At 44.9% G+C, this 20,308-nt stretch carries 15 protein-coding genes and 2 pseudogenes; 5 read left to right on the top strand and 12 right to left on the bottom strand.

What is annotated here, in order from left to right; genetic code table 11:
* Positions 1–3: 3 nt before the first annotated feature.
* Positions 4–621: a 30S ribosomal protein S4 gene (rpsD, locus tag GT348_RS02620; protein ID WP_160618393.1), complete on the bottom strand. Its 618-nt coding sequence runs from the start codon at positions 619–621 to the stop codon at positions 4–6.
* Positions 622–935: 314 nt separating this feature from the next.
* Here rpsD and GT348_RS02615 point away from each other — a divergent pair, with 314 nt between their 5' ends.
* Positions 936–2,144, top strand: coding sequence for an MFS transporter (locus GT348_RS02615; protein WP_160618392.1), 1,209 nt, complete (start codon positions 936–938; stop codon positions 2,142–2,144).
* Here the strand turns inward: GT348_RS02615 and GT348_RS02610 are convergent.
* Positions 2,141–3,523 (bottom strand): MATE family efflux transporter, encoded by a 1,383-nt coding sequence (locus tag GT348_RS02610; protein ID WP_160618391.1) that lies wholly within the window; start codon positions 3,521–3,523, stop codon positions 2,141–2,143. The genes GT348_RS02615 and GT348_RS02610 overlap by 4 nt on opposite strands.
* A gap of 92 nt (positions 3,524–3,615) precedes the next feature.
* Between GT348_RS02610 and cysS the strand changes: the two genes are divergently transcribed.
* Positions 3,616–4,986, top strand: coding sequence for a cysteine--tRNA ligase (gene cysS / locus GT348_RS02605; RefSeq protein WP_160618390.1), 1,371 nt, complete (start codon positions 3,616–3,618; stop codon positions 4,984–4,986).
* 3 nt (positions 4,987–4,989) lie between these two features.
* The gene (locus GT348_RS02600; protein ID WP_160618389.1) at positions 4,990–5,763 is read left to right on the top strand and encodes an RNA methyltransferase; all 774 of its coding nucleotides are present in this window, start codon (positions 4,990–4,992) and stop codon (positions 5,761–5,763) included.
* A 279-nt stretch (positions 5,764–6,042) separates the two neighbouring features.
* On the opposite strand, the gene gltX is transcribed toward GT348_RS02600, so the two are convergent.
* The 4 genes from gltX to GT348_RS02580 all read right to left on the bottom strand — a co-directional run bounded on the left by gltX (position 6,043) and on the right by GT348_RS02580 (position 10,525).
* Positions 6,043–7,377: a glutamate--tRNA ligase gene (gene gltX, locus GT348_RS02595; protein ID WP_160618388.1), complete on the bottom strand. Its 1,335-nt coding sequence runs from the start codon at positions 7,375–7,377 to the stop codon at positions 6,043–6,045.
* A 94-nt stretch (positions 7,378–7,471) separates the two neighbouring features.
* Positions 7,472–7,912: a hypothetical protein gene (locus GT348_RS02590; RefSeq protein WP_160618387.1), complete on the bottom strand. Its 441-nt coding sequence runs from the start codon at positions 7,910–7,912 to the stop codon at positions 7,472–7,474.
* On the bottom strand, positions 7,909–9,090 hold the full coding sequence (locus GT348_RS02585) for a nicotinate phosphoribosyltransferase (RefSeq protein ID WP_160618386.1): 1,182 nt from the start codon (positions 9,088–9,090) through the stop codon (positions 7,909–7,911). Before GT348_RS02585 ends, GT348_RS02590 begins: the two co-directional genes overlap by 4 nt.
* Before the next feature lie 49 nt (positions 9,091–9,139).
* Positions 9,140–10,525: a class II 3-deoxy-7-phosphoheptulonate synthase gene (locus tag GT348_RS02580; RefSeq protein ID WP_160618385.1), complete on the bottom strand. Its 1,386-nt coding sequence runs from the start codon at positions 10,523–10,525 to the stop codon at positions 9,140–9,142.
* A 205-nt stretch (positions 10,526–10,730) separates the two neighbouring features.
* On the opposite strand from GT348_RS02580, the gene GT348_RS09160 reads away from it, so the two are divergent.
* Positions 10,731–11,168, top strand: coding sequence for a hypothetical protein (locus GT348_RS09160; RefSeq protein ID WP_201740059.1), 438 nt, complete (start codon positions 10,731–10,733; stop codon positions 11,166–11,168).
* Positions 11,169–11,225: 57 nt separating this feature from the next.
* On the opposite strand, the gene GT348_RS02570 is transcribed toward GT348_RS09160, so the two are convergent.
* The 4 genes and pseudogenes from GT348_RS02570 to GT348_RS02550 all read right to left on the bottom strand — a co-directional run bounded on the left by GT348_RS02570 (position 11,226) and on the right by GT348_RS02550 (position 15,672).
* The gene (locus GT348_RS02570; protein ID WP_160618384.1) at positions 11,226–12,326 is read right to left on the bottom strand and encodes an FUSC family protein; all 1,101 of its coding nucleotides are present in this window, start codon (positions 12,324–12,326) and stop codon (positions 11,226–11,228) included.
* Positions 12,327–12,349: 23 nt separating this feature from the next.
* Positions 12,350–13,215 (bottom strand): annotated as a pseudogene (locus GT348_RS02565) (FUSC family protein).
* Between the two features lie 123 nt (positions 13,216–13,338).
* The gene (gorA, locus tag GT348_RS02555) at positions 13,339–14,751 is read right to left on the bottom strand and encodes a glutathione-disulfide reductase (protein WP_160618381.1); all 1,413 of its coding nucleotides are present in this window, start codon (positions 14,749–14,751) and stop codon (positions 13,339–13,341) included.
* Positions 14,752–14,778: 27 nt separating this feature from the next.
* Positions 14,779–15,672: a ferredoxin--NADP reductase gene (locus tag GT348_RS02550; RefSeq protein WP_160618380.1), complete on the bottom strand. Its 894-nt coding sequence runs from the start codon at positions 15,670–15,672 to the stop codon at positions 14,779–14,781.
* 251 nt (positions 15,673–15,923) lie between these two features.
* Between GT348_RS02550 and GT348_RS02545 the strand changes: the two are divergent.
* Positions 15,924–18,373 (top strand): annotated as a pseudogene (locus GT348_RS02545) (helicase-related protein); the annotation flags it as partial.
* 67 nt (positions 18,374–18,440) lie between these two features.
* Here the strand turns inward: GT348_RS02545 and GT348_RS02540 are convergent.
* On the bottom strand, positions 18,441–18,746 hold the full coding sequence (locus tag GT348_RS02540; RefSeq protein ID WP_160618379.1) for a hypothetical protein: 306 nt from the start codon (positions 18,744–18,746) through the stop codon (positions 18,441–18,443).
* Positions 18,747–19,043: 297 nt separating this feature from the next.
* Entirely contained in the window at positions 19,044–20,306 is a 1,263-nt protein-coding gene (serS, locus tag GT348_RS02535; protein ID WP_160618378.1) for a serine--tRNA ligase, read from the bottom strand.
* Positions 20,307–20,308 lie beyond the last annotated feature (2 nt).

The raw sequence follows: 20,308 nt of genomic DNA, 5'->3' as shown, positions 1-20,308 counted from the left end.
ATATTAACGGGAGTAATACTCGACGACCAGGTTTGGTTCCATCTGAACAGGATAAGGAACGTCAGAAAGCTGAGGTACGCGAATGAATGTACCTTTCATCTGACGATGATCAACTTCCAGATAGTCTGGTGTATCACGTTCTGCGCTTTGAACAGCATCAAGCACGATGGCCAGTTGCTTGGATTTTTCGCGCACTTCAACAACGTCACCTTCTTTTAGAAGGTAGGAAGGAATGTTAACGCGTTTGCCATTAACAAGAATATGACCATGATTGATGAACTGACGTGCAGCAAATGGCGTAATTGCAAATTTCAGGCGATAAACAACAGCATCAAGACGGCGCTCAAGAAGGCCGATCATGTTCTCAGATGTATCACCTTTACGACGAACAGCTTCATCATAATAACGACGGAATTGCTTCTCGCTGATATTACCGTAATAGCCTTTAAGCTTTTGCTTACCCATTAACTGAACAGAATAGTCAGATGGTTTTGAGCGGCGGCGCTGACCGTGCTGACCTGGGCCATATTCACGACGGTTAACTGGAGATTTTGCACGACCCCAAAGGTTAACACCAAGGCGACGGTTAATTTTATACTTACTGGCGAGACGTTTAGACATAGGTTATCCCTAATTCTCGATCAGATATGCCCTAAACTGTGCAGAGGCACATCATTTTGTTGCGCTGGTAGTTTCTCCTCCCTCATCGGAGGAGAACGGAATATCACGCTACAGTTAAAGTGCAGATACACAGTCTATCTACGCTAAAACCGCCGAGACACCCACTTTCCCAGCAATAGATGGGCGGTTACAGCAGTAAGGTTATTTTGTCAAGTTATCTTCATTTTTATCTTTACTCTTGGCAGATAAGATCCTCTCTTGTAAGCGTCGATTATCTATCTTTTTCATTTTTTCCATACTGGACTATTTTAATTATGGACGCTGCAATTACACATGATGCGGTAGAGCGCGTACGTCCTCTTCATGGCGTCAAGCCAGCTTTAACTGCGCTGGCTATAGGCACATTTGCTGTCGGAGCTGGCGAATTTGGTATTATGAGCATTTTGCCTGCCTTTGCTCATTCTCTCAATCTAACCATTGAGCAGGCTACACCTGTTATATCAAGCTATGCTTTGGGAGTGGTTATTGGCGCCCCTGTACTTGCCGTTGCAGGGGCAAAATTATCCCGTCGCTCTATGGTACTGGCCCTATTATGTCTTTTTATCATTGGCAATATTGCAACTATATTATGCACCCAACTTCCTTATATTGAAGCAATGCGCTTTATTACGGGGCTACCTCACGGCGCTTTTTTTGGCATTGCCGCCCTCATTGGCGCATCACTTGTTGATCATGCACATCGCGGTCGGGCCATTGGGTTTGTTTTCTCTGGCATAATGCTTTCTACCCTTATTGGAGCGCCTGCTTTTGGTGTAGCTTCGCAATATGTTTCATGGCGTATCATTTACGGATTTATCGCCTTTCTGGGATTTATTTGCATTCTCAGCGTGCTTTATTACATTCCCAAAGACAAACCACACCCTGATATTAACCCTCTTTCTGAACTTAATGCTCTTAAAAGCGGGCAGGTTTGGCTTACTCTTTTAACAGGGGCTATTGGTTTTGGGGGATTATTCGGCGTTTATACCTTCCTTACTTCAGCCTTGGCTGAAGTAACCCACCTCAACCATTGGATCATTTCCATTTATCAGGTGATTTATGGGCTGGGTCTGGTTGCTGGTAATGCCTTTGGCAGCATTATGGTGGACCGCAACCTTAATAAAACAGTTCTAATAGCCCTTATAGCGAGCATCATTTTTATGATCGGCTTTTGGCTTACCCTACCTTACGCCTGGTTGGCCCTTATATTCTGCTTTTTGCTTCCTGCTGCCTGCATCATGTTGAGCCCCGCTTTGCAAACACGTCTTATGGACGTGGCTGGTGAGGCCCAGACGTTAGCTGCTGCCCTCAATCACTCAGCCTTTAACATGGCTAATGCCTTAGGTCCCTGGATTGCTGCTCAGCTTATTGAATCTGGCTTTGGCCTTGGCTCAGTAGGTTGGGGTGGAGCCCTACTTTCAGCCGGTGGTCTCCTGATTTACCTGGTCGCAATGTATCTGATGAAACGCTCTGCCGCTCATTAAATAGGACGGTGCATAATACGGTAAGTCCTTGCCCCTAAAGCAAGGGCTGCCACACCTAGCCCTACAGCAAGACCAATCCATAAACCGGCCACACCATCATGATGATGAAAGGCCAACCATTCCCCTAACCCAATTCCAACAACACCATAGCTGCAAACTGTAATGAGCATAGGGCCATAAACATCTCCGCAGCCACGCAAAGCTCCACCAAAAACAGTCTGAAAACCATCAACCATTTGGAAAATACCGGCGATTTTAAGCAGGGTAATGGTCATAGTCACAGTCTCAGGCGATGCTGGAGCTCCTGAGAAGAACAGATCCACAATATATTGAGGAAAGAAAATAAGAACTGCGCCTGAGAGAGCTGTCCAAATAAACACTAACCCCATAGCTGTAACAGCTGACCGTCGTGACTGAGGCATTTTTCCGGCCCCACGCCAGTAAGCCACCCGAACATTGACCGCCTGCCCAATTGCTAAACTCACCATAAATAAGAGCGAAGCTGTATTCAGGGCCACTTGGTGGGCAGCCAAGCTCTGCGTGCCTAAAGTCCCTGCCCTTAAAGTTGTTATTTGAAACATAAGCAGCTCAGCTGCTGTGGCAGCCATCATGGGTATCCCCAGACGCAGCAACTCTTTAAAAACCGATAATTTTACCGCTACAGGGTGCATCACATAGCGCACTTCGGGGCGGCGCCAACATAAAAAGACCATTGCTAAGGCAATTGCCCACCCTGTCAGGCTTGTTGCATGAGCAGAACCAAAAAGCCCATAAGCTGGAAAGCCAAACCACCCATGAATGAGCGCTGCATTCATTATGCCATTGCACAGGGCCATAGCTGGCATGATCCATAAAAGCAATGATTCGGCCCCCAAAGAAGGAAGGGCAACACGAAACAAGCCTACAATAGCTATTTGTGGGAAGAGGGAATAAAGTAAAATATTGATAAAATGTGTGCTGTTCGTCATCACTTCAGTAGGCTCATCAATGATGCTAAACAGCCATGACGAACATAATAAAATAAGCAAACACGGCACAAAAGCAAAGAGCGATAGAATAAACCCTGCACTCATGACGCTACGCCCATCATGAGAGATTTCGTGGCCGTGATCCTGTGCCCCTCGTGAATGAGCGAGCATAACGCCCACCCCTCCCAAAAGAGACTGAAAAATCACCATTGTTGAAAAAAAGAAATTATTAGCAATACCGCCTATGGCTACGGCACTGACACTTAAGCCACCTAAAAGAATTGTGTCGGTGACTCCCATAGCCATTTCTGAAAGTTGAGAAAGAGCTAGCGGCAATCCTACACGAATCAGAGATGATGCATGTTTGCTATAAGGAATTTGATTCGGATTTGATGAGGTCTGCAAGTTCATTATTCTCTCATAACGCGCTTCTTATACAAAACAAATGTTTTGATGTATGAAGTCTGTTGCACTAAACGCATCTCTGGCGCATTGAACAGCTTATGAATCAACAAAACCCAATCCCTACGCTCTATCTTTATAATAGCCACAGCCGCACTCTAGAAGAATTCGTTCCTCTGGATCGGGAAAATGTTCGTCTTTATTTCTGTGGCCCTACTGTCTATGACCGGGTTCATCTTGGAAATCTTAGAGCCATGCTCTGTGCGGATATATTAGTCCGTGTTCTTAGAACGCTTTACAAAAATGTTACCTATGTCCGTAATATAACTGATATTGATGATAAAATCATAAAAAGGGCTGAAACATTAGGTGAGGATATTGCCTGCCTTACAAATAGAACAACTACAGATTTTCACAAGGATTTGCAGGAACTTTCCATTCTGCCTCCTGATATAGAACCCCGCGCCACAGCCCATATTGATGATATGCTCGTCATGATTGGCGAACTTCTCGAAAAAGGCCATGCTTACGAGGCTGAAGGACATGTTCTTTTTGATGTCCATTCTTTTGAGAGTTATGGCAATTTATCAGGGCGCTCATTAGATGACATGCGTGCTGGTGCTCGTGTTGAGGTTGCCCCTTATAAACGTGATCCTGGTGATTTTGTTCTTTGGAAACCATCTGCCCCATCAGAACCAGGATGGGAAAGCCCCTATGGACGTGGCAGACCGGGCTGGCATATAGAATGTTCAGCAATGGCCTATCATTATTTGGGTGAGAGCTTTGATATTCATGGGGGGGGTAATGATCTGCTCTTTCCTCACCATGAAAATGAAAGAGCACAATCTTTATGCTCTCACCCTCATGGTGATTTTGCACGCTACTGGGTGCATGTGGGAATGTTACTCTCTAATGGAGAGAAAATGTCTAAATCACTAGGCAATTTCCATACAATTAGAGAAGCCCTCGAGCATTCACCAGCAGAAGCATTACGCCTTCTATATCTTGGATCCCACTACCGCTCGACACTTGATTTTTCCTGGGAAAAACTTGAAGAGGCCAAGAAAACTCTTGATCGCTTTTACCGAGCCCTAGAGAAAACACCCCCTATTAAAAATAGTAACGCTCTTTCAGCTCCATTACTTAAAGCCCTGTGCGACGACCTTAACACATCTCTCGCTTTATCTGACCTCCATAGGCTTGCTGATCTCGCTATTGGAGGTGACCAGAATGCTGCAAATGAGCTTTATAATAGCGGCAAACTTCTTGGGCTTTTCAACCAAACACCTAGTGAATGGTTTCAAGGTGATGTGTCTCTCTCCCCAGAAATTATTGAAAACCACATTGCCGAACGTTTAGACGCAAAGAAAAACAAGAATTTTGCCAAAGCTGACGCCATTCGCAATGCTCTGGCAGAGCAAGGTATTTTATTAGAAGATGGCCCCCATGGCACAACGTGGCGTAAAGGATAAAGCATGACCGGACGCGATGGTGGAGCTGACATTGCTCCTTTAGGTCCTTTTGACCCCGTTATCATCCTCGTGCGCCCTCAATTAGCTGTTAATATCGGCACGACTGCCCGTGCGATGGCTAATGGGGGGCTGTTTCACCTTAGGTTGGTAGCGCCCCGTGATGGCTGGCCACAAGAGCGAGCCTGGTTTGCTTCTTCTGGGGCTGACCGTATTTTAGAAGAAGCAAAGGTTTTTGATACGGTTGATGAGGCTGTTGCCGATCTTCATCGTGTTTTTGCGACCTGCCCACGCCCTCGTCATATCATAAAACCACTTTTGACAGCCCGTGGAGCCGCTACAGAGCTACGTGCCGTAAGCCAGCGTCGCTTAAAAGCAGGTATTTTATTTGGTCCTGAAAGAGCAGGTTTGGATAATGAGGACATGGCGCGTGCTGACACGCTCATTCGCTACCCTCTTAACCCCGATTTTATGTCGCTCAACCTTGCCCAAGCTGTGCTCGTCATGGCTTATGAATGGTATTTAACCCACGACCAAACCCCTGAGCGCTCACTTATGACAAATGAGACTCATGTTGCGACAAAAGGGGAAGTCACAAACTTTGTGAATCACCTTGTTCATGATTTGGAAAAAACAGGTTTTTTACGTAATGAACAAAAGAAGCCGGGCATGGTACGTAATATCAGACATCTTTTTGCCCGTGGAGAAGTGACTGAGCAGGAGCTCCGTACCCTTCATGGAGTCGTAAGGGCCTTGGCCCATGGGCGGCAGGATCAATAAATTTGGTAGTCTGGTAGTCTGGTAGTCTGGTAGTCTGGTAGTCTGGTAGTCTGGTAGTCTGGTAGTCTGGTAGTCTGGTAGTCTGGTAGTCTGGTAGTCTGGTAGTCTGGTAGTCTGGTAGTCTGGTAGTCTGGTAGTCTGGTAGTCTGGTAGTCTGGTAGTCTGGTAGTCTGGTAGTCTGGTAGTCTGGTAGTCTGCGAAAAACTTCTTAATAAAAAAAGCGCCTTTTCACAAAGGCGCTTTTTTTATTTTTACTGAGTAACTTGTCTGACAATCGTCCTAGCTATTAAGAGCATCTTCAAGGCGCTGAATAACTTTAGCGCGCCCCATTACCTGCATGATATGAGCTAATTCAGGGCCAGCATCTTCACCCGTTAAGGCCAAGCGTAAAGGCATAAACAGGGTTTTACCCTTACGACCTGTTTCGGCCTTGAGGCTACCAATCCATGTTTTCCAGAAAGTTTCATCCCATGGTTCTGGAGGAAGAAGATCTTTAGCTTTGGAAAGAAATTCGTGCTCTTCAGTCAAAGAAGGAGGGACGATTGAACCATGAAAAACATCCCACCAGTGAGAAACTTCGGAGATAAGATCAATATTGCCTCTAATAGCTAGCCAAAAGGCTTCGTCTGCTCCCTGAGGAAGACGATCACGCACTTCATCAAAAGGAAGGCTATGCAAAGTGCGCCGATTTAGAGCTAATAGCTGAGACATATCAAAACGTGCAGCAGATTTTGAAACATGCCCAAGATCATAATCGCGTATCAAAACATCCATAGGAGCTACTTCCGGGTCATCAGAAGTGCCTAAACGAGCGAGATAAGCGACAATAGCCTGCGGCTCAATACCATCATGACGCAATGTAGAAAGAGCCAAAGCTCCAATACGCTTTGAAAGTTTTTCCCCTGCACTACCAAGCAAAAGTGGCAAATGGGCAAAGGTAAAGTGATCTGGCTTAGCTCCCAGAGCTTCGGCAATATCTAATTGTACGCCCGTGTTGGTAATATGATCTTCACCACGAACAATATGAGTAACACCCATATCAAGATCATCAATAACAGAGGCTAAAGTGTAAAGAATACTTCCATCTGCCCGTATCAGAACAGGATCCGAAACTGCTGTTAATTTAACGCTCGTATCACCCATGACAAGGTCATGCCAGTGGCGAATATTATCTGTAAGTTTAAAGCGCCAGTAAGGGACTTTACCGTTAGCCTCTGCCCTTTCTTTTTGTTCCTGGGTCATTTTGAGCATGGCACGGTCATAAATAGGTGGTTTACCTGCTCTTAAACGCTGCTCACGCTTGATTTTAAGCTCTAGCTCACTTTCAAAACAGGGATAAAGGCGGCCTGATGCTTTAAGCTCTTCAACAACCTCGGCATAACGCTCTAATCTTTTAGACTGCCACTCATTTTCGTCCCATTCCAGACCAAGCCATTTTAGGTCGCGTCTAATCCCCTCTTCATATTCTTTTCTACCACGTTGTGTATCAGTATCATCCATGCGCAGCAGGAATGTTCCCTTATGCTTGCGAGCAAAAAGGTAATTTGCAACGGCCAGGCGGGCATTACCAACATGGAGAGAACCTGTAGGAGAAGGTGCAAAACGAAGTTTCATATCAGGATGGTCTCAGTATATTCAAAGAAAGTTCAAAAGGGACATTTTGAAAAAGAGTATTTCTTATAGACCCTTATAGACATTGTAATAGCTTTTAATGACGGATAATTTCTGACACTTCAGAATCATCCTCATCATTGTGATCATTTATGGTCTTATCGTCAAAAAATACCCCGTCTTCCTCAACTAAACGACGTGGATCAAGACTGCGCCAATCGCGTTCCATCGGCGTTGCAGGTGATGAGACAAAATCATCAAGTTCGGAGTTAGCCTTCCAGCCATCATCTCCCGCATCGATAACTTCGGCATTTTCACCAAAAGAGAACCAACTTTCCAGCACCTCTCTACTAGAAGCGCCCGGAACGCGGCATCTTTCGATGCTATCGCGCACATAAGCACGTGCAAAAGCATTGGCATGGGCGAGGTCAAGAAATCCCTTAACCTGCTCAATAATATTATCTTCTGTGGCACCGGATTGATCAATGATTTTTACAACCCATTCCTGAGCTGCTGGCGCTGTCTCTGATGTACTCATATGTCCTGCTTCTGACAAAATTTATGATGTAAAAATTCGCGGCCTACTTTTACACGTAGCTTATCATTATAAGCGATAATATCAGCCGTAGCGTAAGTTTCTGACCAGCTTTTAGGCAAAAAAGAGCCAGTGCCTACAACATCTATTGGAGCTTTTGCCTGCTTCATCGTAATGCATTTTGTAATACTAAAACCCGATGAAACAATGATTTTAACTTTAGGAAAACCTGCCTCATCCAGTGCTTCTCTCATGCGCCAGATAGCGGCAGCAGAAACTCCCATACCTACCAAGTATTGCCGCTCTTTATCCGAGCAATAATGGCGAATGATTCCCGGATTGTGACGCTCTAGCACTTCGTAAGATGAGGCCATTGTCAAACCCTCCATAAAGCGCCCACCGTGAGTGTCTATTCTCACGCTTAAATCACCGCGGGCGGCATATTCAGGAAAATGACGGCATACTTCTATCGCATCTGAAATTTCACGGCCAAAATAATCGACAAGCACGACAAGAGGCTCATCTGGATAAACTTTAACATACATTTCGGCCGCTCTTAGCGTAGAACCTGCATAACCTATAAGAGCATGCGGCATAGTGCCAAGCCCTTTTTCACGGCCAAAGAAACCAGCTGTGCCGTGATTAGCATTGCCTATAAAGCCTTTTGCCCCCTCTTTTTGAGCAGAGCGTGAACCTACGGCAGCCGCATAAGCCATGAGTTCCTGCATTTCTGCCCCGGCACAATGGCGTGCTTCCATGGCAAGAAAAGGAACTTCGGGTAAAGCTATTGCCATTTGATAAGCATTATATGCCGCAACACATGCTGAGCCGACTTTTTGTAAAAGCAGGGTTTCTAACATCACAAGCTCAGAAAACTGGCCAGTGAGATAAAATAAAGCTTCGCCTGCTCCGACCCACTCTCCTTCGGCGTAATTTTCCTGACAGTCAAAAGAAAAACCCTGCGCTTTAGCAACATTACGCAACCAGCTTAATGCCAACCCATAGGCTGCAAGAACAGGGCGCCGAATAAAGACTGCATAAGTTACGCGAACGTCACCAAAATGCTTAACAATTTCTCGCGTTCTTACAAAATAAGCATCAGTTCTGTCGTAAATTTCTTTTTCTTGCAGCGATTGCAAAGGACCGCTTGCCTGAACTAATTCCTGTATGGGAGATGTCATATACACGTTCCTTTGCGCACGTTTAGGCTGGAAAACCCTTATGGAGTCATTATTTCGTAGCAACTGCCTCTGTGAGCGCCTTAGAGAGTAAAAACGCCATTTCTAATGACTGCTCTGCATTTAAACGAGGGTCGCAAAATGTTTCATATCGCTGGCCAAGATCATTTTCTGATAGACAATGAGCTCCTCCGATACATTCCGTAACATTTTGGCCTGTCATTTCGAAATGAACACCACCGGGCCGCAAGCCAGCCTTATTAAATACATCAAAAAATCCAATAACCTCCGCTAAAACATCTTCAAAAGAACGTGTTTTAACATTGGTTGAAGTTGTCGTTGTATTTCCGTGCATAGGGTCACAGAGCCAGGTGACATGACGACCTGTGCGCTGAACAGCTTCTAATAAAGGAGGTAAGAACTCCCGCACTTTGCTCTGCCCCATACGAGAAATGAGCGTAATGCGGCCCTCTTCATCCTGAGGGTTAAGGCGCTCTAATAAAAGTTCAAGATCTTCAATTGTGGTTGTAGGCCCAACTTTGATCCCAATTGGATTTTCGACCCCGCGTAAAAACTCAACATGAGCCCCGTCTGGTTGGCGTGTACGATCCCCAATCCATAGGAAATGCGCCGAGCAGTCATAATAATGCCCAGATGTGCTATCAATTCGCGTTAGTGCCTGCTCGTAGGGGAGTAAAAGCGCCTCATGAGATGTGTAAAACTCGGTTTCATCAATATGAGCTGATTCACTATTTAGACCGCATGCTTTAACAAATGATAATGTCTCATCAATCCGATTTGACAAATCTTGGTAAAGTTCCGCCATTGGTGAACGCGCTACAAAATCCAGGTTCCACCCATGAACGCGGTGTAAATTAGCATAGCCACCATGCGAAAAGGCCCGGAGTAAATTCATTACCCCAGCTGACTGGAAATAAGCTGTTTCCATACGGGCTGGGTCGGGTTCACGAGCCTGGGCCGTAAATTCTGGCCCATTGATAATGTCCCCACGATAAGCAGGAAGCTCCAGGCCATTTTTCTTTTCAACATCAGAAGAACGCGGCTTGGCGTACTGCCCTGCCATACGCCCAATTTTGATGACTGGTACCTTGGCCCCAAAAGTCAATACAACAGCCATTTGCAGTAATACACGGAATGTATCACGCACTACATCGGCTGTGTATTCATTAAAACTTTCAGCGCAGGCTCCACCTTGCAGGACGAAGGCCTCTCCCCGTCCAGCTTGCGCTAATCTTGCTTTAAGGCGCCGTGCTTCCCCTGCAAAAACGAGTGGTGGATAACGGTGTAGGCGCGCCTCTACAGCCTCTAATGCAGCCTGATCTGCATAAACAGGCGCCTGACGAATTGGCTTATTACGCCAGCTATTTAATGCCCATCCCTTCTGTATAAGATGAAGGGACTCATCTGCCTGGGACATTATTTCCTCCAAATGTAGTCAGGGGGCCCACCCCGTATTTTAAAAAATGGCATAACCTTTATGCCCTAAAACATTATGTACGCGCTAACATTTCTTTACGAGTTTCTAAAGATAAGATTTTTTCCTGAAGTTAAAGGGGTTGAACCTTTTAATTTAGAAGGCAATTATAAAACAAATTATGCTTTCTCTTCACTCAGGAAGAATCATGAAACTAATTATTGGCCGTAATAAACTTTCTCTACTCAGCGCCACTGGGTTGATCCTCGGACTCGCTCAGACTGCTCCCCTCAGCTCTAATGCTGTAGCGCAGGAAGTTCAGTTCAGCGCCCCCTATCAACAGGATAGAACGTCATCAAAAGCAAGCCCAACCATTAAAAAACAAACTGTTCATGGTGGTGAGCACTACCGCGCCCGTGGCAACCGTCCACCACCGCCAGGTTATCAGGAAGCTCCTTCGATGGAATTTCAAAACGGCCCAGACCCTGACCACCAGGCAAAAGTGCAACGCGACAAAACCACAGGAGCTGATCTTAGCAAGTTTGGCACTGCCTACCAGGACAGTAACCCTACCCAAAGTGGCGAACTAGGTGATGCAACTGGAAATGGGTGGGTCGCCCCGCGTGGTAATGGATTTCAATATTAAGTTTATTTAAAGCGAGAGCATCTCACAGAGCTCTCGCTTCTTAACGAGATCCAAATATTAGCCTAGCCCTTCTGATTTTCCGGTAAATATGACTGTTTCTGTCAGAAAAATGCGACTGGCAGAAAATTCAAAACGCACAATAATAAGCGCCCCTAACGCCAAAACAATATCCCGCCTTTCTGAAAAACTTTGTGAATTTATAAGAATTTTTCGCAAATATGAAAGACTAGAATGAAGATCCAACGCTGAAGGTGGGCCTGCTATGCTTTCATCAGAGACAGGCTTAATAAGCTCACGTACGAGCTTTTCACCTTCTTGAGCAACTTCCTGGGGCAGACGGCCCATTTGGGCAAAATTCTCTAGCACCAAAAGATTACGACCTACGGTCATAATAGAGAGGGTTCCTTTCACCATGGCATTTAAGTGGTGTTCTGGGAGCTGCCCAGCATAGCGAAAGACTTGCTCCATACGTGATGCCGTATCTGCAACCCAATCTATCTGGGCCATTTTAGGAACATGCGTTGACCGGACAATAAGCTGTTTCAACCCTCCAACCAAATGACGCCTTAAAGTGCGCCATGCCTGAGGGGCCGAAAACGGCAAAATTATCTGGAAAACCACCACACCGCTCCATAGAGCTAATAGCAAAACCGCAGACGTATTAAACCAGTTTAGCTCATTCAGTCGTGTTTGATTATCAAGCCCTAAAACCCAGGGGAAGAAATTTGAAAAAGACGCTGCAATTACGGAGGTAGGAGGATAACGCAGGGCAAGCCCGCCCAAAAACATCATAAACCCAACAAACGTACCAAAAAGAACAAAACTTGATGTAAGGGGTATGATAAAAAATACAGGTATAATACTGGCTATTACAGCCAATAACGCCCCGTAAAAAAATAAACGACTAATTAAAACAGTATTATCAAAAGTGGCAAAGCGAGTACAGACAACGGCAATCAGACTAAGATAAGCTGCTCCTTCGTTCCATGCCGTAACCTCCCATATCAAAGCCCCTAATAATATGGCAACTATTGTCCTTAACCCATTTGCAATAGCAAGTCGCCAGTCAGGTTGGCGTTTTAATTTATGATATTGGGTAAGAGGATATTGTTTTTTATCGAAATGATGCCCGGATAAGGCAACAATAAAATCCTTCACAAAAAACTCAACACCCGAAAAAATTATGCCCCCTTTAAGGAGGCATCATCATCTTTCATTAAATATTGCTTTAGCTTTTTGTTACTATAACTTTTTAATTCCTCTAACTTATCAATTGCAATAGCGCCCTGCCCTCGAATGGCAAGAATATCAGGTAGCTCCTCCAATTTATCTGCCAAAAAATCAAGATCATTTTTAATATTTTCGGGCAAATCACCCACTGACATAATGCGTGAGTGCAAACCTAGGCCCCGCGATAAGACAACCGCAACCAGGGTTAGGACAATATGAGCACGATCAGTATCACCCCCTGCCCGCTGCGTCGCACTACGGATAAATTCAAGCCCGTCATTAAAACCTTGCAGGGAACTTAACAGAGTACTGAGTTTATCTACCGACCCTTCTTTTCCACGAAGTACACCAGCTATTGCTTTGGCAGAATCACCCATCAAGTTTGATAAACGCTTATGCAAATCCTCTAAGGCATTACGCGCCGAGTTTGGCACACAGATCATGCCTCCTACCATTTCGCACACAACACCCAATATAATGTAGGTTCCCCGTGCTACAGCAACATTAAAGACCTGATCAGGTCTTTCAAGGGCACTTAATGAGATGATGGCGCATGTATAGGCAATTAGTACAAGGGCATAACTTCGAAAGTTATGCGTAACAGAAGAAAGCCCCGTACAAAGGGCTGATAATAAAGCGAGAGCAATAAAGAAAAGCCAAGGATATTGCGGAAATGATGCAATGAGAATGATTGCTGCGATCACCCCCCTAATGTCCCGATAATCCTCCATTTCCCTTTGGAATGACTCATGCCACGAGAGCTCTGTGCTACAATCCAAACGGTCATAGCCGCCCATTGTGGCTCTCCTAGCTCCATCCAAAAAGCTATGCCAAGAGCAATAAGTGAAACAATCGTTGTGCGTAATGCAAAAAAAACAGCGTTGTAATTATTAGGCTTCAACAACGATTGCTTCATCATCCTTTTAATTCTTTTTATTTTTCAAGGAGCCTCACCTGACGAAGTACTAGCTTTTGCTCTCGGCACTTTTCGGTCTGGTGTACGCATGGTCACAAATTCTTCGGCTGAGGTTGGATGAAGTGACAGAGTGCGATCAAGCTCAGCTTTAGTTAAGCTCGCTGTTACGGCTATGGCTAACATCTGTATGATTTCTGGCGCATCAGGGCCAATCATATGTGCTCCAAGCAACACACCACTGCGGGCATCAACAATTAATTTCATAAATGTTTTGCCAGGACGGCCGGGAAGTGTTTGCGCCATAGGCGTAAATTGTGAACTGTAAATTTCAAGATCATGTTGCTTAACAGCTTCTTGCTCTGTCAAACCAACACTCGCCATAGGTGGGGAGAAAAATACAGCTTTAGGCGTTGTCTCAAAAGACCAGTCTCTTCCCTGAGGATTAAATAAAGCCTCAGCTAATAAATGACCCTCTGCAATAGCCGTTGGCGTCAAATTATACTGGTTTGTAATATCGCCAATAGCATAAATTGAGGGCACTGATGTAGCAAAAGAAGAGTCTGTTTTAACAGCACCTTTATCAGTTTCTATACCCGCTTCCTCAAGCCCTAACTCATCAATCGCAGGACGCCTGCCTGTTGCCATTAATACAGCATCGACTTTAAGCACTTTACCCGTAGAGAGAGTAAGCTCTAAGCCCGCGTCAGTTTTTTCAATTTTTTTGGGTGTCGTTTCAACATGTTGCACTATGCCCTTCATATCAATCAGGGCATGCATATGTTCGCGCAAATCTGTGTCAAACCCTCTTAAGGGTAGATTTTGGCGATAAACTAACTCAACATCGGACCCAAGATTATTGAAAATACTGGCAAATTCCAGTCCAATATAGCCACTACCAATAATTGCTATATGTTGTGGACGCTCTTTTAAAGAAAAAACATCATCTGAAACAAGAGCGTGCTCAGCACCAGGAATATCTAAGCGCACCGGGGTCGAACCAGTCGCCAAAACAATTTTTTTGGCTTTAACTATAAGGGTAGGTGCATCAGGCTCTAAAGGGGATGGGGTAATTTCGATAATATTACCCGCTTTCAGGCGTGCATTACCTGTAAAGGAAGTAACGCCTGCACGCTTAAGCAAAGAAACATATACCCCATTTAAGCGCGCTATTTCTTTATCCTTAGCCTCAATAAAGTGCGCCCAGTCATGGCCGTTTATATGGACATCCCAGCCATAAGAGGGCGCATCTTTTAAAGATTGCCCCATTTCGGAGGCATAAACCATTAGCTTTTTAGGGACACATCCAAGATTAACACAGGTCCCTCCCCAATGTTGTCTTTCAACTATAGCAACATTAGCGCCATTCTGTGCCGCAATGCGTGCGCACCGCACACCACCAGAGCCTGCACCAATGACAAAGAGGTCAAATTCCTGCATCACTTTTCGTTCCTTACTGGCTAAGAGTTAGCGTTCAGCAAATGCCTTTTCGACAACATAAGAACCTTGGTTATTCATGTTGCCTTCTACAAAACCACGTTCTTCAAGCAATTTTTCTGTGTCAGCAAGCATTTCAGGTGAACCACAAATCATGACTCTGTCATGTTCTGGGTCAAGCCCAGGAATGTTTAGATCACGAAAAATACGTCCATTCTGGATCAAGCTGGTAATACGTTCCTGCACGGGAAAATCTTCACGCGTGACAGCAGGATAATATTTCAACTTAGCCTTGATGTCATCTCCCAGAAATTCATGCTCAGGTAAAATCGTTTCAATAAAATCTTTATAAGCAAGCTCTCCTCTTTCACGCACTGTGTGAGTGAGGATGATATTATCATAACGATCGTAAGCTTCGGGATCTTTAATGAGGCTCATAAAAGGAGCCAGGCCCGTGCCGGTAGAAAGAAAATATAGGTTACGACCAGGCTTTAAATTATCTAAAAGCAGCGTCCCGACAGGTTTACGACCAATGAGAACAGTGTCTCCAACCTTAACGTGGCGCAAGCGTGATGTGAGAGGACCATTTTCTACGGCAATAGAAAGAAATTCCATTTCATCTTCATAATTGGCAGAAGCAATGGAATAAGCACGCAAAAGGGGTTTACCCTCAACTTCAATGCCAATCATTGTAAATTGGCCATTTTCAAAGCGCAGACCTGGATCACGAGTCGTCGTAAAACTAAAAAGACGATTGGTCCAATGATGAACCTGCTTTACTTCAGCTGGATAAAGATGGCCGTATTCTTTGCTCGGCTTTTCCAAACGATATTGGCGCTCATGCCCTTCATGTGGAACAAGCCCGCTTAATGGAGCATCCATAGTTGGGGTTGGGGCTGCATCAGCTGGAAATGGAGTTGTCATATCCGTCTTAGTCTCCGTTGGACAATAAGAAGAAAAGGAATTAAGGCAGAGGCCTATTACTTTAAGTGTGACATGTTTCTATCGCATTGTCACAGCTCACGGAAAGCCACCCAAACCCATCATCAACAAAGAATTGTTATAAAAAAGCTTGATAATACTCATTTTCTGGTTTTTTAGAATTTTTTACTGATGTTAATTTTTGCTGGTATTTCGCCAAAACAGGTCTCCTAGCATATGCATGATTATACCCCTCACCCGCAGAACACGCTCTTTCACTTGCTGAAAAAGGGTTAGGGACTGATCTTAAAATAACACCAAAAGAAAGACCGGCCCTGCTCCGCCAGGTTGCAAGACGCTTAGGCACTGACAAAGACACAATCAGTGTCCCAGAACTTATACAGGCTCTATGTCAGGTAAGGCGGAGGCAATGGGCCAATAATCTTATGAATAGCGCCCAAAGAGCTGGCGATATATGGGTCAGTAAGAGCGATGTCTTAAGTGCTGCTGAACGCGTCAATGATCCCCTTATCACCGGAGAGACTCTCTCGGAACTTCTCGAGTCTGTATTAGAAGAGAGGTGGCGTGATATTGGGGACAACCCCAAACAAGTTTTGGAAGAAGTCAGAGCTGATCTAATTGATTCGGGTGCATTTCCTTCTGCAAAACAGCTTGAACGACTATCCCAATCCATCGCACGTGCTTTTGGGGCTGTGGATTTGGGCTTTGAAGATGAACTTATACTTTCAGAAGAAAAGCGCCAGCAGGAACAGGAGGCCATCCGTTTACGTGCTGAAAAACGGCGCCAACAAGAGCTTATTCATCTTCAGAAATGGGAAGAAACACTTATTGGCTATGAAGAGATACCCTCTCTTCTTCATTGCTCAAGACGTGAAGTTCTAAAATGGATTGCCGAAAATCGCCTTCCTATCGCCAAACGCGAGACACAGCCTGATGGTCTAGAAATTTTCTTTTTTGACCCTACAGAAATCAAAAAGTTACGGCCTGAAGTATCTTTATGGCGCAAAGGTCTGTCTAAAAAAGACAAATCTAATAAAATTATTTTAAATGAGACCGGCACCGGAAACGAAGCTATTGCCCGCGTTGCTGCCTTAGATCGTTTTGCCGGTCATTTCCGAACAGCGCGCGCCCTTAAACGACGGATTACGCTGGTAACAGGCCCCACAAATTCGGGAAAATCTTACACTGCCCTGGCCGCTCTGGCAGAAGCTAAATCTGGTATTGCATTAGCACCCTTGCGGCTTTTGGCACATGAATTTCGCGAGGCTATGTTAAGTCGCAATGTCCCAATATCTCTCACCACTGGTGAAGAGCGTATTATAGACCCTACAGCACGCCATCTCGCCGCGACGGTTGAAATGTGCCCTTTTCATAATCCCGTCGATGTCGCCATTATTGACGAAGCGCAAATGCTCACAGATACCGATCGGGGTGCCGCATGGACGGCTGCTATCATGGGAGTACCAGCGCGCCATATTTTCATTCTAGGCGCTGCTGACTGTATCCCGCTCGTCAAACGTATTGCTGCTTTATGTAACGATCCGGTAGATGAAATTCACCTTGAACGTAAAAGTCCTTTAAGAACTGGTGGCACTTTATCATTAGATAATTTGCGTCAGGGCGATGCTCTAATTGCATTTTCTCGCCGTGAAGTATTGGATTACCGGGCCCAGTTACTTGAGCGCAATAAACGCGTTGCCGTTATTTATGGCGCTCTTAGTCCAGAGGTGAGACGTGCAGAGGCAGCGCGTTTTAATAATGGAGAGGCCGATATTCTGATTGCAACAGATGCTATCGGTATGGGATTAAATCTTTCTATAAAACGCGTAATTTTTAGTACGTTACGCAAATATGATGGCCGTAATACACGCAATCTTACCTCTCAGGAAGTGAAGCAAATTGGTGGTCGCGCCGGACGCTTTGGCAAACATGAAGATGGGTTAGTTTGTGTTTTAGAAGGAGGTGGTAGTCCTTCTTTTATTCGTCATATGCTAGAAGCCCCACCTGAAACAATGAAAGATTTGCGGCCTTTTGTGCAACCTGATGCTGACATTGTACAAGCTGTTGCACAGGAAATCGGCTCAGATAGTCTTTATGGTGTACTCACCCGCATTAAGCGCGCCGTTCTTCGTCCTGATGACCCAAATTATCGTCTGGCAGATATGGAACAGGCCCTTGAAATTGCAGCTTCATTAGAAGGTGTTGAAAATCTCGATCTTATCACTCGATGGACCTATGCGATGTGCCCGGTAGATATGCGTGATAATGGCATTCAACGCCTGATTGACTGGGCTGCCAACCATGCGAGTGGAAAAATAGTTCATCCCCTGGAACTGGCCGCCTACCAGTTCCAACAAAAGCCGATAACACTGAGCTTGAACGCGCTGAAAAACGCCATAAAAGGCTTGTTAGCTGGCGCTGGCTGGCTATGCGTTTTCCTGACTATTATCCAGCATTGGAAGATGCAGAATATAATGCCACCAAGCTTAATGACTGGATTGAAAGCGTTCTGCGCACACAAAGTCGAATGAAAGAAAGCTCACGGCGTTTAAAGAGGCATGGAGCACCAAAATCTTTTAAGAGCCGTAAAGTTAAAGACCAATCTAAGGATAGTGGTCCTACTTCAAAAAATAAAAAAGGCGCTGAAAAGAAAAAGAAGCCATTTGGTAAATCTCGCTCGTAAAATGCGCAAAGAGGGCCAAGAAAAACTTGGACCCTCTTTTTAAAATGCATCTTAAATATGGAAGATGTTAATTTTTCATTCCGAATTTTTTGAAGAAAATTAAAATTGCTCCAGGAATGAGGAAGAAAACCGCAGGGATAGCGATAAGGACCGCACCCCACCAGGGCCAACCCCAAACATGTACCGCTCCCATGTAAGTACCTATAAGAAGCAGAACTGACGTTCTAAAGACAAATGTAACGACAATGGCGATGATAGCCGCTATAAGCCCCCATACATGCCAAATACCCACAAAAGTTAGATAAAGCTGCACTAACCCTAAAATAGCCACAGCAAAAACAAGAAAAATACCCAGCGATACAGCGTTTTTCATGAACCCTCCTTCATGAGTCTGGTAAAATTCATTTCAATTTGAAGCACGTCTCTCTTTTTGTAGAAAAAGCGCCGTAATTAAGAGGATTAATAATATTAATCTGATTTATTGTGCTGATTTTTTCTTAATTGTTTCATAATATGGTCAATAATAAACACAAAATTATGAAATATTTTTCTGTTAGTATTTTATTAAGTTAACGTTCTTTTATCGTAATGAACGCCATAACTTACAAAAATTGTCTGGCATGTTAGATATGCTCAGCCGCTTCATGGGAGCGTACTGAGCATATAAACCTCAACCGATAATTTCTAATCCGCCCATATAAGGACGCAAAGGTTCAGGGATCGTAACTTGACCTGCCTCATTTTGATAAACTTCCATCAGGGCGATCATGACCCTGCCTACTGCTAATCCAGATCCATTAAGTGTATGAACAAAAGCAGGACCCGTTTCAGCTCTATAACGCGCATTCATCCGGCGTGCTTGAAAGTCTTTTGTATTGGAACAGGAAGACACTTCACGCCAGGCATTTTGACCAGGGAGCCATGCTTCAAGGTCATATGTTTTAGCAGCACCAAAGCCTGTATCTCCAGCGCATAATAACACACGTCTGAAAGGTAGGCCGAGCCGCTCAAGCACTGTTTCGGCAGCACGCGTCATGCGTTCATGTTCTGCCTCGCTCTCTTCGGGCTTTACTATTGAAACTAACTCACATTTTGTAAATTGATGCTGACGCAACATACCGCGCACATCTCTTCCTGCCGAACCAGCCTCAGACCGAAAACAAGACGATAAGGTTGTGAGCCTTTTGGGCAGCATATTAGCAGAAAGCATCTCTCCCATAACGGTTGCCGTTAAAGGCACCTCACCCGTTGGAATAAGCCACCTTCCATCTTCTGTATGGAAAGAATCCTCAGCAAATTTAGGTAATTTATCAGTGCCATACATGGCCGCGTCATTTACGAGCAGTGGCACTGTTGTTTCTTCATACCCAAAATCTTGCGTGTGTGTATCAAGCATAAACTGGCCTAGCGCACGCTCAAGCCTTGCCAATGCACCGCGCAACATGACAAAGCGCGCACCCGAGATCTTGGTTGCTGTGGGAAAATCCATCATCCCCAGAGCTTCGCCTAATTCAAAATGCTGCTTAGGCGTAAATGTAAATTTGGGCACTTCCCCCTTTTGATGAATGACAAGATTTTCACTTTCATCGCGCCCATCGGGAACAGAGTCATCTAAACGATTAGGTAGAGTTTTTAAAACATTATCTATAGCTTCCTGAAGCGTATTAGCGCGTGCTTCAAGAGTGGCAATATGGTCGCGCAAGGCAATGGCCTTTGCTTCTAACTCTGCGCTATCCTGGCCCTGTCTTTTTGCCTGACCGATATCACGAGCAATAATTTTACGTTCAGACTGCGCTTTTTGCAGCTCTGCCAAAGCCGCTCTGCGCATTTCATCTTCCTGTACCAAACTTTGAGCAACCGGAGCAATGCCTCGGCGACTAAGAGCGGCATCAAAAGCGTCTGGATCAGCCCGCAGGATTTTGAGGTCATGCATAA

Source organism: Aristophania vespae (genome assembly GCF_009906835.1).
GTDB lineage: Bacteria > Pseudomonadota > Alphaproteobacteria > Acetobacterales > Acetobacteraceae > Aristophania > Aristophania vespae.
Note: the sequence above shows the minus strand (reverse complement) of the source record. Positions and strands in the feature narration are given on the sequence as shown.